The organism is Paracoccus sp. (in: a-proteobacteria) (assembly GCF_032007265.1).
In the GTDB taxonomy this organism is placed as follows: Bacteria; Pseudomonadota; Alphaproteobacteria; order Rhodobacterales; family Rhodobacteraceae; genus Paracoccus.
Map to the genome: position 1 here is coordinate 1 of NZ_DALZMB010000099.1, position 13,942 is coordinate 13,942.

General features: G+C 61.9%; 14 protein-coding genes and 1 pseudogene. 9 read left to right on the plus strand and 6 right to left on the minus strand.

Features of this window, described 5'->3' with window-relative positions; genetic code table 11:
- The 4 genes and pseudogenes from RTS12_RS16745 to RTS12_RS16760 form a co-directional block, all read left to right on the plus strand.
- Positions 1–1,571, plus strand: a pseudogene (locus RTS12_RS16745) (chromosome segregation protein SMC); the annotation flags it as partial.
- An 83-nt stretch (positions 1,572–1,654) separates the two neighbouring features.
- Entirely contained in the window at positions 1,655–2,110 is a 456-nt protein-coding gene (locus tag RTS12_RS16750) for a RidA family protein (RefSeq protein WP_312530538.1), read from the plus strand.
- Positions 2,110–2,865 (plus strand): glycerophosphodiester phosphodiesterase family protein, encoded by a 756-nt coding sequence (locus RTS12_RS16755; protein WP_312530539.1) that lies wholly within the window; start codon positions 2,110–2,112, stop codon positions 2,863–2,865. Before RTS12_RS16750 ends, RTS12_RS16755 begins: the two co-directional genes overlap by 1 nt.
- A 95-nt stretch (positions 2,866–2,960) precedes the next feature.
- Positions 2,961–4,118 (plus strand): GNAT family N-acetyltransferase, encoded by a 1,158-nt coding sequence (locus RTS12_RS16760; RefSeq protein ID WP_312530541.1) that lies wholly within the window; start codon positions 2,961–2,963, stop codon positions 4,116–4,118.
- Here RTS12_RS16760 and RTS12_RS16765 read toward each other — a convergent pair.
- Both RTS12_RS16765 and RTS12_RS16770 read right to left on the minus strand, forming a co-directional pair.
- Complete coding sequence (locus tag RTS12_RS16765; RefSeq protein ID WP_409455702.1) at positions 4,105–4,908, minus strand: TIGR02186 family protein; 804 nt, start codon at positions 4,906–4,908, stop codon at positions 4,105–4,107. The two genes, RTS12_RS16760 and RTS12_RS16765, sit on opposite strands and share 14 nt — an antisense overlap.
- A gap of 86 nt (positions 4,909–4,994) precedes the next feature.
- A complete protein-coding gene (locus RTS12_RS16770) occupies positions 4,995–5,918 on the minus strand; it encodes a sulfite exporter TauE/SafE family protein (protein WP_312530545.1) in 924 nt (307 codons plus the stop codon).
- Positions 5,919–6,090: 172 nt separating this feature from the next.
- Here RTS12_RS16770 and surE point away from each other — a divergent pair, with 172 nt between their 5' ends.
- The 3 genes from surE to RTS12_RS16785 are packed head-to-tail and all read left to right on the plus strand — an operon-like array spanning position 6,091 to position 8,768.
- Positions 6,091–6,885 carry a 5'/3'-nucleotidase SurE gene (gene surE, locus RTS12_RS16775; RefSeq protein ID WP_312530547.1) on the plus strand — a complete coding sequence of 265 codons (795 nt, stop codon included), beginning with the start codon at positions 6,091–6,093 and terminating at the stop codon, positions 6,883–6,885.
- A complete protein-coding gene (locus RTS12_RS16780; protein ID WP_312530549.1) occupies positions 6,882–7,532 on the plus strand; it encodes a protein-L-isoaspartate(D-aspartate) O-methyltransferase in 651 nt (216 codons plus the stop codon). Before surE ends, RTS12_RS16780 begins: the two co-directional genes overlap by 4 nt.
- Positions 7,533–7,565: 33 nt before the next feature.
- The gene (locus tag RTS12_RS16785) at positions 7,566–8,768 is read left to right on the plus strand and encodes a LysM peptidoglycan-binding domain-containing M23 family metallopeptidase (protein WP_312530551.1); all 1,203 of its coding nucleotides are present in this window, start codon (positions 7,566–7,568) and stop codon (positions 8,766–8,768) included.
- 115 nt (positions 8,769–8,883) lie between these two features.
- Here the strand turns inward: RTS12_RS16785 and RTS12_RS16790 are convergent, their stop codons facing one another.
- Genes RTS12_RS16790 through RTS12_RS16800 form a run of 3 tightly spaced genes read right to left on the minus strand, consistent with a single transcriptional unit; the run spans position 8,884 to position 11,832 of the window.
- Entirely contained in the window at positions 8,884–9,711 is an 828-nt protein-coding gene (locus RTS12_RS16790; protein ID WP_312530553.1) for a hypothetical protein, read from the minus strand.
- A 47-nt stretch (positions 9,712–9,758) separates the two neighbouring features.
- The gene (locus tag RTS12_RS16795; protein ID WP_312530555.1) at positions 9,759–11,156 is read right to left on the minus strand and encodes a TolC family outer membrane protein; all 1,398 of its coding nucleotides are present in this window, start codon (positions 11,154–11,156) and stop codon (positions 9,759–9,761) included.
- Positions 11,157–11,178: 22 nt separating this feature from the next.
- On the minus strand, positions 11,179–11,832 hold the full coding sequence (locus RTS12_RS16800) for a protein-L-isoaspartate O-methyltransferase (RefSeq protein WP_312530557.1): 654 nt from the start codon (positions 11,830–11,832) through the stop codon (positions 11,179–11,181).
- Positions 11,833–11,977: 145 nt separating this feature from the next.
- On the opposite strand from RTS12_RS16800, the gene RTS12_RS16805 reads away from it, so the two are divergent.
- Positions 11,978–12,694, plus strand: coding sequence for a fumarylacetoacetate hydrolase family protein (locus RTS12_RS16805; RefSeq protein WP_312530559.1), 717 nt, complete (start codon positions 11,978–11,980; stop codon positions 12,692–12,694).
- Positions 12,695–12,803: 109 nt separating this feature from the next.
- On the opposite strand, the gene RTS12_RS16810 is transcribed toward RTS12_RS16805, so the two are convergent.
- Positions 12,804–13,214, minus strand: coding sequence for a PaaI family thioesterase (locus RTS12_RS16810; RefSeq protein ID WP_312530561.1), 411 nt, complete (start codon positions 13,212–13,214; stop codon positions 12,804–12,806).
- 148 nt (positions 13,215–13,362) lie between these two features.
- On the opposite strand from RTS12_RS16810, the gene RTS12_RS16815 reads away from it, so the two are divergent.
- Positions 13,363–13,942: aldo/keto reductase (locus RTS12_RS16815; protein ID WP_312530563.1), on the plus strand; the 580-nt coding region annotated here is incomplete at its 3' end.

Below are 13,942 nucleotides of genomic sequence, written 5' to 3' on the forward strand. Positions count from 1 at the left end.
CGGCGCTGCATTTGCAAAAAGTGAACCAGCTGGCCGAAGTCACCGAGCAAAGCGCGACGGCGCGTGCCCGTGCAGATACCGCCATTGCCACCCATGCCGAAGCGCGCGAGGCGCTGGACACCGCAACCCAATCCGAAAAGCGCGCGCGCGATCAGCGCCGCGAGGCCGAACGCGCCTTGTCCGATGCCATGCGGGCGGCCACGCGCGCGGAATCCGAGCTGGCCCTTGCCAATAGCCGCGCCGAATCCGCGCGTGCCGAACTGTCGCGCCATCAGGCGGATGCCCACGATTCCGGTACGCGGCTGCTTCAGGCGGAACGCAGCCTGGCCGAATTGCCAGATCGCGGGGCCGCAGCCGATGCGCTGGAACATGCCCGCATGGGTGTCGAGGCCGCGCGGATTGCCACCATGTCGCGCCGCTCGGCCCATGAGGAAATTCGTCGCGATGGTTTGGCGCGCACCAAACGCTTGCAGGAAATCACCAAAGAGGAATCCGGGTGGCGGCTGCGTCTTGAGCAGGCACATGGCCGCTCGGCCGAAGTGATCGAGCGTCGGGATGCCACGGTTGCCGATCTGCAAGAGGCGCGCGCGCAGCCCGACCTTTTGGCCGAGCGCCGCGAGGTTTTGCTGTCGGCGGAAAAGGCCGCGCAGTTCCGTCTTGATGATGCCCGTGCCGTACTGTCGGCAGCCGATTATGCCCTGCGCCAGCGCAGCGAGGCCGAGCGCGAGGCCGAACGCGCCGCATCAGAGGCCCGCGAACAGCGCGCCTCGCGCGAAGCGCGCGCAGATGCCGCCTCTGAGGCGGAAATGGCGGCGCGCACACGCATCCTCGAGGAAACCGAAGGCTCGCCCGAGGCTTTGCTGGTTGCGCTGAACATCGATCCCAATGCGACCACCGATGCCGACCGCCTTGAGGCCGAAATCCTGCGTTTGCGCCAGCAGCGCGATTCGCTGGGTGCGGTCAACCTGCGTGCGGATGACGACAAACGCAGCCTTGAAACCGAACGCGACCGTCTGGCTGGCGAAAAGACGGACCTTAGCGAGGCAATCCGCAAATTGCGCGCCGGGATCGGCAGCCTTAACCGCGAGGGTCGGGAACGGCTGTTGGCGGCATTCGATACGGTGAACGCCAATTTCACAACGCTGTTCACCCATCTGTTCGGGGGTGGAGAAGCGCGTCTTGTGCTGGTCGAATCCGATGATCCGCTGGATGCCGGGCTGGAAATCATGTGCCAGCCGCCGGGTAAAAAGCTGTCTACGCTCAGCCTTTTATCGGGCGGCGAGCAAACTCTGACTGCCTTGGCGCTGATTTTTGCGGTGTTTTTGGCCAATCCCGCGCCGATCTGCGTGCTGGACGAGGTCGACGCCCCGCTGGATGACGCCAACGTCACGCGCTTTTGCGATCTCATGGATGAAATGACCCGCCGCACCGACACCCGCTTTCTGGTCATCACCCACCATGCGGTCACCATGGCGCGGATGGATCGGCTTTTCGGTGTCACCATGGTCGAGCAGGGCGTCAGTCAACTTGTCAGCGTCGATCTGAAGCGGGCCGAAGCGCTGGTCGCCTGATCCCCGCGCGCAAGGCCCCTTGCGCTGGGGGCGTGAGGCGGCGACAATCCAGGCGAAATCTTTACTTGAGCCGAGGACTAGCCATGAGCATTGACAGCAAACTTGCAGATCTGGGGATTACGCTTCCGGCCGCCCCCGCTCCGGCGGCGAATTACGTACCCTATGTGCAGTCGGGCAATCTGCTGTTCATCTCGGGTCAGATCAGCGCCGGACCTGGCGGTCTGATCACCGGGCGCCTTGGCGCTGATATGGCCGCCGAAGCGGGCGCCGAGGCGGCGCGCAATTGCGGGCTGGCGCTGCTTGCTCAGGCGAGGGCTGCGCTGGGTTCGCTTGATCGTATCACCCGCGTCGTCAAGCTGACCGGCTTTGTAAACTCGACCCCGGAATTCACCGACCAGCCCGAAGTGATCAACGGCTGCTCGGATTTCATGGTCGAAGTCTTTGGTGACAAGGGCCGCCATGCCCGCGCGGCGGTTTCGGCCCCGGCGCTGCCGCGTGGCGTTGCCGTGGAAATCGAAGCGATCTTCGAGGTCGAATGATGGCAGGCCTTCCCGCAGAGCTTTTGACAATGCCGGTCGCGCATCGCGGCCTGCATTCGCCGGGGGTGCCGGAAAACAGCCTTGCCGCGTTTCGCGCGGCAATTGCGGCGGGCTATGCGATCGAATGCGACATCCAGCACACAGCCGATGGCATCCCCATCGTCTTTCACGACTACGACCTGACCCGGCTGGCCGGGGACGAGGCCTTTGTCGCGGATTGCACGCTGCAAGATCTGGCCGAGTTTCGGCTGCTGCGCAGCGATGAGACGATCCCGACCCTGGCCGCGATGCTGCGTGAAGTGGCCGGGCAGGTGCCCTTGCTGATCGAAATCAAGGATCAGGACGGGCGTCTGGGCGATAATATCGGTGATCTGCAAAATCGCGTGGCAGAACAGCTTTTGGCCTATCAGGGTCCGGTTGCGGTCATGTCGTTCAACCCCGAAGCCATCGCAGCCTTTCATGCCGCGGCGCCTGACATTGCGGTCGGCTTGACCACCTGCGCCTTTGACGGGGATGAATGGCCGATGCTGGATGCGGCCGATCGCAGCCGCCTGGCCGCGATTGCCGATTTTGCGCGCAGCGGGTCTAGCTTTATCTCGCATGACCATGTCGATCTGGCCAATCCAGCCGTGGCTGGCCTGAAGGCACAGGGCGTTCCGGTGCTGTGTTGGACCATCCGCAACCCCGCCGAAGAGGCCGTGGCGCGGCAGGTCGCAGATAATATCACCTTTGAGGATTATCTGGCCGCAAAGTGATGGATCAGGGGCGGGCCAAGCCAAGCTTTGCCCGCCCCGCTCACAAGCCACGCACAGCCCTTGCGTCTGCGCGCCAAGCGCATAGCTTGCCAGTCATGAGCGAGCTTACCGTTTCCGTCATTTCCGCAATTTCCGATATTCCCGCCATTGAATGGGATGGCTGTGGCGCCGGGGCAGGCAACCCCTTTGTCACGCACCGTTTTCTTGCCGCGCTAGAGGATTCCGGCTCGGTCGGGGAAACAAATGGCTGGTATCCCAGCCATTTGATTGCGCGCATCGACGGGCAAGTGGCGGGGGTTGCGCCCTGCTATATCAAGACCAATTCGCAAGGCGAATATATCTTTGACCATGGCTGGGCTGATGCCTATGCGCGCGCGGGCGGGGATTATTACCCCAAGCTGCAATGTGCCGTGCCCTTCACGCCTGCGACGGGACCGCGCCTGATCGCGCGCGACGCGCGGGTGCAGGGCGCGCTTTTGCAGGCGATGGCGCAGGTGGCCAGCCAGTCGGGCATGTCGGGTGCCCATGTCACCTTTTGCACCTCGGCCGAGGCGGATCTGGGCGAGAAGCTGGGTTATCTGCCGCGCTTGAGCCAGCAGTATCATTGGCTGAATGATGGCTATGGCAGCTATGACGACTTTTTGGCGGCGCTGTCGTCGCGAAAACGCAAGGCTTTGCGCAAAGAGCGCGAGCGCGCACAGGCCTTTGGCGGCACCATTCGTAACCTGACAGGCGATGATCTTAAGCCCCACCACTGGGACGCATTCTGGCGCTTTTACCAAGATACCGGGGCTCGCAAATGGGGCAGGCCCTATCTGACGCGCGCATTTTTTGACTGCCTGCACGCCACGATGCGCGATGATTGCTTATTGGTCTTGGCGGAAATCGACGGCCAACCGATTGCCGGTGCGCTGAACTTTCTAGGGTCAGATACCGTCTATGGCCGCTATTGGGGCTGTATCGAAGAGCATCCCTTTTTGCATTTCGAGCTGTGCTATCATCGCGCCATCGACTGGGCGATCGAGCATGGCCTTGCCCGTGTCGAGGCAGGGGCGCAGGGCGAGCACAAGTTGGCGCGGGGCTATTTGCCGACCCAGACCCATTCGCTGCATTGGCTGGCAGACCCCGGATTGCGCCGCGCGATTGCCAACTACTTGCAAGGCGAGCGCGCCGCCGTTGACGAGGAAATCGCCGAATTGTCGGAGTGGAGCCCCTTTCGCCGTGGTGCGCCCGACGGCACTATTGACGCTTGAAGGCCCGGAAAGCCGCCGATGCGCCCCAGCCTGCTGCAACGGCAAACAGCAGCGACATCAGCCCGTAAAGAACCGGCTGCTCTAGCGAGAGGCGAAAAAGCCAACGCTCCAGACCGACCTTTTTCACGTCAATCGGCGCCCGATAGGTGTCAATCACCTGACCATTGCGCAGCAAAAAGATCCGCGTGGAATATTTCCCCTCGATGATGGTGGAGGGCAGCCGGACATCGGCGCGAAAAAGCGTTTGCTCGACCACGGTGACTGCGCCGTCATCCAGCCGATATTGATCGCTTTCTTCGCGCAGACGGACCAGCGCCTCGGTGAAGGGCACGGTATCCTCGACGGTAACGCGCCCACCAAAGGCGCGCAGCGCTTGCGGGATCGAAATGCGGTGGCTGGCATCCTGAGCTGGCAATAGGATTTGCGAAAGCGGCCGCGAGGTCGCGACCACATAAAAGCCCGGAGCGGCGCCAATATGCACGCTTTCCGTATTCACCCAAATGCCAAGCCTGCGCTCTTTCTTGCGGATGGTGACGGCTTGGGGCGGCCCCTCGACGGTGACGATCACATCCAAGGGCGGGCCCGGAGGCAAGGGCGTCTCGCGCTTGATCGCGCCATAGATAATGATTTCAGAGCCGTCGAAATTGGTGGTGATATCCACGTCATCATGCGACAGCCCGGCCACAATCTGTTCGGTCGGAGTATGGGGAAAGGCCGGGGCGCCGCGGGGGTTCTCGGGCACGCCATAATTCGGATAGGTGCTGTCTTGCGCGAAAGCCTGCGGGGCCATCACCGCAACCGCCAAGCCACCTGCCACTGTCAGGGCAAGGCGAAAGGGTCGCGCGCATGTCAAAGTGGTGCCAAGACGCCAGCCCCTCATCCGACCAGCCCCGGGGTGATCGAATACAGATCATCAGGGCGCAAAAACAGATCCAGCGCCAACTTGGCGCAAACCGCCAGCACCAGAATGGCCATCAGAATGCGCAGCTGCTCGGCGCGCAGTTTGGCGCCCAAATTCGCACCGATCTGAGCGCCGACGACACCGCCAATAATCAGCAAAACCGCCAGCATGATATCGACGGTATTGGAAAAGACGGCATGCATCAGCGTCGTATATGCCGACAGAAATGTGATCTGAAACAGCGATGTCCCGATCACGACCTTGGTGGGCATCCCCAGCAAATAGATCATCGCCGGCACCATGATAAAGCCGCCGCCCACGCCCATGATCGCGCCCAGCACACCGACGGCCGCCCCGACCATAAGGGGGGGGATCACGCTGATATAAAGCCCCGAGGCGCGGAATTTCATTTTCCAGGGCCAGCGATGGACCCAGCCGTGCTGGTTGCGCTTGGCTGGCTTGATGGGGCCGGGGCGTGCAGCGCGTCGGATTGCACCCAGGCTTTCTTGAAACATCATGGTGCCGATCAGGCCCAGAAACACGACATAGCAAAGCTGCACTGCCAGATCGATCTGGCCCAATTTGGTCAGCAGGTCAAAAATGACCACGCCGATCGACGAGCCGACCAGACCGCCCGCCAGCAGCACCCAGCCCATGCGAAAATCGACCGTCTTGCGCTTGAGATGGGCAAGCACCCCTGAAAAAGACGAGGCCACCACCTGGTTCGCGCCAGTGGCCACCGCAATTGCAGGCGGAATGCCGATAAAAAACAGCAAAGGTGTGATCAAAAAGCCTCCGCCCACGCCGAAAAGGCCGCTCATCACACCCACGATGCCGCCCAGCCCGATCAGCGTCAGCGCATTCACGACGACTTCGGCAATGGGAAGATAGATCTGCATTTTATTTCCGGAACAAAGGCCTGATGTGATATTGCCTGCCCATCAGCACGGCGTCAAATAGCGCGCTTGCCGCCACATCTGGGCAGGCCCGTCTTTTCCGGCGACTTGTCGCCGACGGGCCGCGCGGGTAATCATATTGTGAAGTGGCGCGTGCCAGCAAGCAGGACATAAGATGCGGATTCTTATCACGAATGACGACGGCATCAACGCGCCGGGGCTGATCGCTTTGGCCGAGATCGCAGCCGAGATTGCCGGGCCAACCGGAGAGGTCTGGACGGTGGCCCCTGCCTTCGAGCAATCGGGCGTCGGCCATTGCATCAGCTATACCCACCCCACCATGATCGCCCAATTGGGCGAGCGACGCTTTGCCGCCGAGGGAAGCCCTGCCGATTGTGTGCTGGCGGCGCTTTCGGATGTCATGCGCGATTGCCCGCCCGATCTGGTTCTTTCGGGCGTGAACCGCGGCAATAACGCGGGTGAGAATGCCATGTATTCGGGCACGATTGGTGGCGCGATGGAGGCTGCGTTGCAAAACCTGCCGGCGATTGCGCTGTCGCAATATCTGGGCGCGGGCACGGCCGATCTGGCCGATCCCTTCGAGGCGGCCCGCCGTCACGGCCCCACCATCATCCGCCAGTTGCTTGAACATGGCGACTGGCAGTCGGATGTCGATTTCCGGCTGTTCTATAACGTGAACTTCCCGGCCTGTGCGGCGGATGAGGTCAAGGGCACCCGCGCGGCCAATCAGGGTCGCCGCCATGGCTCTCGTTTCTCGGTCGAGCCCTATATCTCGCCTACGGGGCGGCGGTTCCTTTGGGCGGTGGGGGGATCTCAGACGGTGCCTGCGACGCCGGGCAGCGATGTGGACCTGAACCTGCAAGGCTATATTTCGGTGACGCCGATGCGTCCGGATCTGACGTGCTATGATAGCCTTGCCGAATTGCGCGGAGTGTTTGACCAAGGATGAGCGATCCCGACGAGATCCCCGAGCGCAAAATGCGCTTCCTGTTCCAGCTGCGCTCGCGCGGGGTCACTGACCCGCGCGTTCTGGAGGCGATGGAGCGGATTGATCGCGGCGCTTTCGTGCGCGGACATTTCGAGGATCGCGCTTACGAGGATACACCGCTGCCCATTCCTTGTGGCCAGACCATCAGCCAACCCTCGGTCGTGGGGCTGATGACGCAGGCGCTGGAGGTCGGGCCGCGCGACAAGGTCTTAGAGGTGGGGACGGGGTCGGGCTATCAGGCGGCGATCCTCGCGGTGCTGTGCCGGCGCGTCTATACGGTCGATCGCCATCGTCGTCTGGTGATCGAAGCCGAAGAGATTTTTCGCCAGTTTGGGTTAAGCAATATCACAACCCGCGTGGCCGACGGCTCGCATGGTTTGCCCGAGCAGGCGCCGTTCGACCGCATTATTGTGACCGCTGCAGCTGAAGATCCGCCCGGGCCGCTCTTGGCGCAGTTGAAGATCGGCGGTATCATGGTCGTTCCGGTTGGCCAATCGGATGCGGTTCAGACCTTGATCCGCGTTCGTCGCAGTGAAACCGGCTTTGATTATGACGAGTTGCGGCAGGTGCGTTTCGTGCCGCTGGTCGAGGGGTTGGGACAGACATGACCCCCGGCATCTCAGGCAGATAAGGACGGGCAGATGACGGGCTTCAGATCTTGGGCAGCGGTTTCCGTGGTTGCATTGGCTTTGGCCTCTTGCGGGCCAAATGGCGAATATACCGGGCTGAAACTGGATAATTTCGACCCCGATCTGCGCGGATTCGGCGGAGGGCTAAGCACGACCGAGGCCGCCGCTGCCGCTCAGCCTCGCCCGCAGCCCGATCAGCGCGGTGTCATCAGCTATCCCGGCTATCAGGTCGCCATCGCGCGTCAGGGCGACACAGTCGCGACGATCGCTGCGCGTTTGGGTCTGAATGCAGCACAGGTCGCCCAATATAATGCGATTGATCCCAATAGTGGGCTGAATGCGGGTGCGGTAATCGCCCTGCCGACGCGGGTTGCAGGTGGCACGCCTGCCATGACCACAACGACGGTCGCCTCCACGGGTCAGGTCACTGACCCATTCGCCGGACAGGGCGTGCGCAAACCCAATATTGCTGCCGATGACAAGGTCACGGCGACCCCGCTTAGCAACACCCCCGCAAAGGCCAAGACGACGACCCAGCCCGCAACTCAACCGCGCCAGCATGTTGTGGCCTCGGGCGAGACAGCATGGTCGATTGCGCGCAAATATAGTGTGACGGTCAATGATCTGGCACAATGGAACGGCCTGTCCTCGGATATGGCAGTGCGGCCGGGCCAGCGTCTGTTGATTCCGGTCGCGGGTGCCGCGCCCAAGGCCACCTCAGTGGTGACGGCTCCGGGTTCGGGCAGCCCGACGCCGCGTCCGCCATCCTCGGCCGAGGCTTTGCCCAACGAAAAAACGGTGCCTGCCTCGACCAAGGTGGCCACGCCCGCAGCGCCCGATATGGGCAAGACGCGGACCGCGGCCTCGGGTAGCGGCAAGTTCCGGATGCCGGTCAATGGGGCGATCGCCCGCACCTATTCCAAAGGCAAGAATGACGGCATCGATATTTCCGCAGCTCCGGGCGCCCCGGTCAGCGCGGCAGGTGCCGGTACCGTCGCTGCGATCACGCGCGATGTCGATAACGTGCCGATCATTGTTGTGCGCCACGACAACAATCTGATGACGGTCTATGCCGGGTTGGACAATGTCACGGTCAACAAAGGTGACAAGGTCAGCGCAGGCTCGCCGCTAGGCAAGACGCGCAATGCTGGGATTGTCCATTTCGAGGTTCGCAACGGCTTTGAAAGCGTCGATCCCGAGAAATACCTGAACTAAAGGTCGCTGCACGTCGGGCATTGGCCAATGCCCTGCGGGATTTAGGGCTGTCGCAACGACCATGTGTTGAAAGGGCGGGGGAGCATCTGGCTGCCCCGCCTTTTTTGTTGCGGAGTCAAGCGATCTTGCGGGCCTGACGCATGGCCAAATCAACCTCAGAGCGGATGACGCGGCGCAGGTTTCGGCTGAATTGGCCGCCAAGCTCGCCCTGCAATTCGGTGCGGATTGCCTCGCGGATCAGATCGCGCAGCAATGCCTCGGTCGGGGATTGCTCGGGGGTCGCAAAGAAATGCACATCCTCGGGCTCGGGGGCAAGCGTCGCCCCAGTCGCCGCGCCCATCGTTGCCCCCGCCACTGGTGGCGTCGCATCCGCTGGAATATCCATAGCCGCGCCTTCGGAAGGGGGGGGCGTATCGATAGCTGGCAGTACCGCTGGATCGATGACAGGGGCAGGGGCCGTGCGCAAGGTGATGGGCTGGCCGGGTTCGCGCCGGATGTCGTGACGGGTGAAGGGGTGCCGATCCTCGATCTGGCTTGGCGCAGTGGGTGCTGCCCCGCTGTCAGTCAGCGAAATCGGGCCGGGGGCTGCCTGTGCGCGCAGAAAGGCCGGGCTTTTTTCCTCGGGGTGGTCGGGCATTGGAAAGACGACCGGGCCACCTTTGGGCGGAGCAATGTGATCGGCAATCAGGTCGTCATCCCCAAGCATCAGGGGCGGGCGGGCGGTCGCGACGCCTTGATGAGGTTGCAGGCTGCGCCCGGCTTGCTCAGCGGTCTGGCGCTGTGTCTGGGCGCGCTGCTGGGCCAGTTGGCGCAGGCGGGTGCCCGGATCGCTGTTGCTTCGATTTGCCTCATCTTGGGCAATCAGACGGCGGATCGAGGCCAGAACATCGCCGATATTTTCAGAAATCTCACTGGCAGAGGCATTTTTCCCAGGCTCAGCCATGGCGGGCACCCCGCCTAGCTGAGCTTGGATTGTAGTCAGCGGCAGCCTTATTCCGACTTGCCGATGGCGCGCAGCACGCGATCCAGGTTTTTGCCCTGGGTGCTGGTATAGGGCGCATTTCGCACCGCGTTGTAATAGGCTGATGGGTCATAGGTCGGGATCCCAAGCTTCAGGTTTTCTACCGTAAGCAAACCCATAGCAGCCAATAGTTGATAATGTGCTAATTGGAGATCAGCCTCAGCCGTGATCTTGGTCGCACGTGCCTCGAGCAGGCTTTGTTCGGCGTCCAGCACATCAAGCGTGGTGCGTGCGCCAAGCGTCGCTTCCTCGCGCACGCCGTCATAGGCCTGCTGCGCTGCCGAGATCTGCTCGTCGATCGCGCGGATCTGGGCGCGGGCGACATCGATCCCGGCCCAAGCCGTGCCGACAGCCTGGCTGACCTGACGCGAGGTGCCCAACAGCTGCGCGCGAACCGAATCGCGCTGTGCCATCGCCTTGCGATGCATTGCAGGCAGGCGGCCGCCCGAATAGATCGTCTGCGACATCGAGATCGAGGCCGAGGCGGTGTCGTTCGTCGTATCCTGACGGAAGGTCGCCGAATTGCCGCGCTGGCTGGCAATGCCAAGGTTGCCGGTCACCGTCGGGTTGCGCTCGGCGCCAGCTGCCGAAACGCCCAGCTCGGCTGCTGCTGCGGCGTGTTGCGCCTGCTTGATGCCCGGATGGGTGCGCTGCGCAATATTGCGCGCCTGCTCAAGCGAGGCGGGCAGTTTCGGGGTGGGCGGCGGAGCGGAAAGCCCCTTGGGCAGATGGCCGGTGATCGCCAGATAGGACTCGCGGGCGATTTGCAGATTGCCCTCGGCCAAGGCGCGGTTGGCCCGCGCTGCGGCCAGTGCAGCATCGGCCTGCGACACATCGGTCAGGGTGATCTCGCCAACCTCGTAGCGGTCGGATGCGGCGCGCTGTTCCTGACCCAGAACGCGGACCGAGTTCTCTTGCAGCTCGACCTGTTCAATCGCGCTGCGCACATCAAGATAGGCCTGTACGGCGGACAAAAGAACGTCTTGCTCGACCCCGACCAGCGCCTGACGGGTGGCCAGAACGGTTTCCTTGGCACCATCGATGGCAAACTGGGTGCGGCCGAAATCGTAAAGCGTTATCTGCGCCTGCAGCGACAACGAGGTCTGGCGCAGGTCGATGCCGTTCACGCTTTGATAGCTTTGTTGCAGCACCCAGTTGACCACCGGGCGCAAGGCGGAAATGGCCGTAGCCACATCTTCGTCCGCCGCACGCAAAACCGCGCGGTTCTGATCAAGCAAGGATGAGTGGCGGTAGGCATCAACCATCGTATCGGCCAGCGATTCGGCCATGGCCGGCAAAGCTGAAGCCCCTGCGATCAGCGCCGCAAGCAAGGGGCGACGCAGGGATTTAAGAGTTCGCGCAATCATGTTCGAGCCTTTCAGGATACGGTCAGAGCGCAAAGCTCGAAACACGATGGAAACCGGGAAGCACCGGCGCATAGGCGTTCACGACGAAACGCCACGAAATCCGGCCATCCAGCTTTTGGCCCAGACGCAAAGTGCCCAGTTGCCCTTCGATAAAGAGCGCGATCACCCGACCGCCTTCACGCAGTTGCTGGGCCAAAGCATCGGGGAACTCTTCGATGCCGCCGCCGATCAACATGGCGTCATAGGGCGCCTGTCCGGGCCAGCCGGCGGTCAGCTCGGCCTCGGTGACTGCGACGTTATAGATGTCTTGCGCTGCCAGCCGCTCCTGAGCCTCGACGGCCATGTCGTGGTCTTGCTCGGTGGCGACTACGGCCTCGGCGATGCGGGCCATGACGGCGGTGGCATAGCCATAGGCACAGCCGACATGCAAAACCAGATCCGAACTTTGAATGTCCAGCGCCTCAAGCATGCGGCCAAGCGTGCGCGGTTCAAGTTCGACCCGGTTGCGGCCAAGGTCAATGTTTTCGCCGGCATAGGCGACGTTGCGGAGCGCATCGGGAACGAACTGTTCACGCGGCACGTTCAGCATCGCCTCGATGACAGGATAGCTGGTCACGTCATTTGGCCGGACCTGAGTATCAACCATCATGGTGCGGCGTTGCGCGAAATCGGTCATTTGCGGAGCCTGCTCTGGATTGCTTTTTCAATCTATTGCCATGAAAATCCCCTTTCGGCAACGGCGGCCGCACGGCGAAATTCGTTAGCATCTGTCAAGCATGCAGTCTTTTGCCGGTCATTTTTCAGTCTAACAGGAGCATTCCTTGACCGATTTCCTTTTCCCGCCTGCAGCCCCCAAGTCGGTGGCGGTTCAGGGCGATGCCCGCCGCTATCCGGTCAGCCGCATTTTTTGCGTGGGCCGCAACTATGCCGCCCATGCGGCAGAGATGGGCAATGAGGTCGATCGCGATGCGCCTTTTTACTTTATCAAAGGGCCGCAGGCCGTGCTGGAAAGCGGCTCTGAGCTGGCCTATCCGCCCGGAACCGCCGATGTCCACTATGAGATGGAACTGGTCGTAGCCATTGGCGCTGCGGCGTTTCAGATCGCCAAAGACCAGGCCGAGGGGGTGATTTTCGGCTATGGGGCGGGCCTGGATATGACGCGGCGGGATTTGCAGGCGCGCGCGAAGGAAAAGCGCCAGCCTTGGGATACTGCGAAAGATTTCGAATGTTCAGCGGTACTGGGGGCTCTGACGCGCCGCGCTGATTACGGCATTGTGACCGATCAACGCATCCAGTTGGCCCTGAACGCCGAAACCCGTCAAGATGCGCGTCTGTCGGATATGGTCTGGAGCGTGGCCGAGATTATCTCGGACCTTTCAAGGCTTTATCACCTGCAGCCGGGTGATCTGATCATGACGGGTACGCCTGCGGGCGTAGGGGCCGTTACGACAGGCGACAGGCTGGTGGGTCAGATCGATGGGCTGGCCCCGGTCGAGCTGACCATTGGCCCCTTCGAGGATGCAGCGCGCCTGCGTTAACGGGAATGTTGCTGTGCCTGCGCGCGAAATTGCGTCGCTGGCACGGTGCCGGGCGTTGTCACCCAAGGCACAAGCGGGCAGGCCACCTGATAAAGGGCAATGCCGGGGCCTAGCCCTCGGCTTTGTCCTTCCACTCCAGCACCAGCTGGGTCTGTGTCACGACCGCGGCCAGCTTGCCGTCGCCGCGCGTGATCGAGGTTTGCCAAACCATCATCGTGCGCCCCTTGTGCAGCGCAATCGCCGTGGCGCGGGCGGTGTCGCCGATGCGGATCGGGCGCAGAAAGTTCGTTTTGCTTTCGACGGTGGTGGTCGATGTCCCTTCGGGTAGGTTCATCATCGTCGCGGTGCCGCCAATATTATCGGCAAAACTCATGATCGCGCCGCCGTGCAAAACGCCGTTTCGGTTGCTTAACTCAACGGTGACAGGCAGTTCGGCAACGACCTCATCGGGGCTGACCGACAGGATCTTGATCCCCAGAAGAATCGAAAAAGGCGGCTGATCCATCGCCACATGCGTCATTCGGTCGTCCTTGGTCATATTGCCCCCAATGGCGCGATCTTTGCACAGATCTGGCCTCAGATGTGGCATGGAGGACCGTTTGGATCAACCGATGGATCATCCGATCGCGCCACTTGTCAGCGCGAAATCGGCAAGGCAGGATCGGGTTATGAAAGCTCATGTCACCTTCCCCTCTGGCGATATTGTTCCGGCCCTTGGGCAGGGGACATGGAAAATGGCGCAATCTGCGGATTGCCGCGCGCAAGAGATCCTGGCTTTGCGTCAGGGTATCGATCTGGGGATGACGCTGATCGATACGGCCGAGATGTATGCCGAAGGGGCCGCCGAAGTTCTGGTCGCCGAGGCGATCTCGGGTCAGCGTGACCGCGTCTTTTTGGTGTCCAAAGTCTATCCGTGGAATGCCTCAAGCCAATTGCTGGCGCAAAGTTGCGAGGCGAGCCTGCGCCGATTGAACACCGACCGCATCGATCTTTACCTTTTGCACTGGCGCGGCGAGGTTCCCTTGGAGGAGACCATCGCCGGAATGGAAAAGCTGGTCGCGCGAGGGCTGATCCGCAATTGGGGCGTCAGCAACTTTGATCCTGACGATATGGATGATCTGATCGCAGCCGGTGGTCAAAGCTGCGCAACCAACCAGATCTTGTATAACCTTACTCGTCGCGGACCAGAATTTGATTTGCTTCCCCTGATGGAGGGGCGCGGCATTCCTGCAATGGCCTATAGCCCGG

What these genes read in the sequence shown, in the direction of transcription:
- RTS12_RS16810 (WP_312530561.1), bottom strand. Translation starts at nt 13,214, where the DNA reads ATGACGCATGTGGCGATGGATCAGCCGCCTTTTTCGATTCTTCTGGGG.
- RTS12_RS16765 (WP_409455702.1), bottom strand. Translation starts at nt 4,908, where the DNA reads ATGGCCCCGCAGGCTTTCGCGCAAGACAGCACCTATCCGAATTATGGC.
- RTS12_RS16770 (WP_312530545.1), bottom strand. Translation starts at nt 5,918, where the DNA reads ATGCAGATCTATCTTCCCATTGCCGAAGTCGTCGTGAATGCGCTGACG.
- RTS12_RS16760 (WP_312530541.1), top strand. Translation starts at nt 2,961, where the DNA reads ATGAGCGAGCTTACCGTTTCCGTCATTTCCGCAATTTCCGATATTCCC.
- RTS12_RS16790 (WP_312530553.1), bottom strand. Translation starts at nt 9,711, where the DNA reads ATGGCTGAGCCTGGGAAAAATGCCTCTGCCAGTGAGATTTCTGAAAAT.
- surE (WP_312530547.1), top strand. Translation starts at nt 6,091, where the DNA reads ATGCGGATTCTTATCACGAATGACGACGGCATCAACGCGCCGGGGCTG.
- RTS12_RS16750 (WP_312530538.1), top strand. Translation starts at nt 1,655, where the DNA reads ATGAGCATTGACAGCAAACTTGCAGATCTGGGGATTACGCTTCCGGCC.
- RTS12_RS16785 (WP_312530551.1), top strand. Translation starts at nt 7,566, where the DNA reads ATGACGGGCTTCAGATCTTGGGCAGCGGTTTCCGTGGTTGCATTGGCT.
- RTS12_RS16800 (WP_312530557.1), bottom strand. Translation starts at nt 11,832, where the DNA reads ATGACCGATTTCGCGCAACGCCGCACCATGATGGTTGATACTCAGGTC.
- RTS12_RS16755 (WP_312530539.1), top strand. Translation starts at nt 2,110, where the DNA reads ATGGCAGGCCTTCCCGCAGAGCTTTTGACAATGCCGGTCGCGCATCGC.
- RTS12_RS16780 (WP_312530549.1), top strand. Translation starts at nt 6,882, where the DNA reads ATGAGCGATCCCGACGAGATCCCCGAGCGCAAAATGCGCTTCCTGTTC.
- RTS12_RS16795 (WP_312530555.1), bottom strand. Translation starts at nt 11,156, where the DNA reads ATGATTGCGCGAACTCTTAAATCCCTGCGTCGCCCCTTGCTTGCGGCG.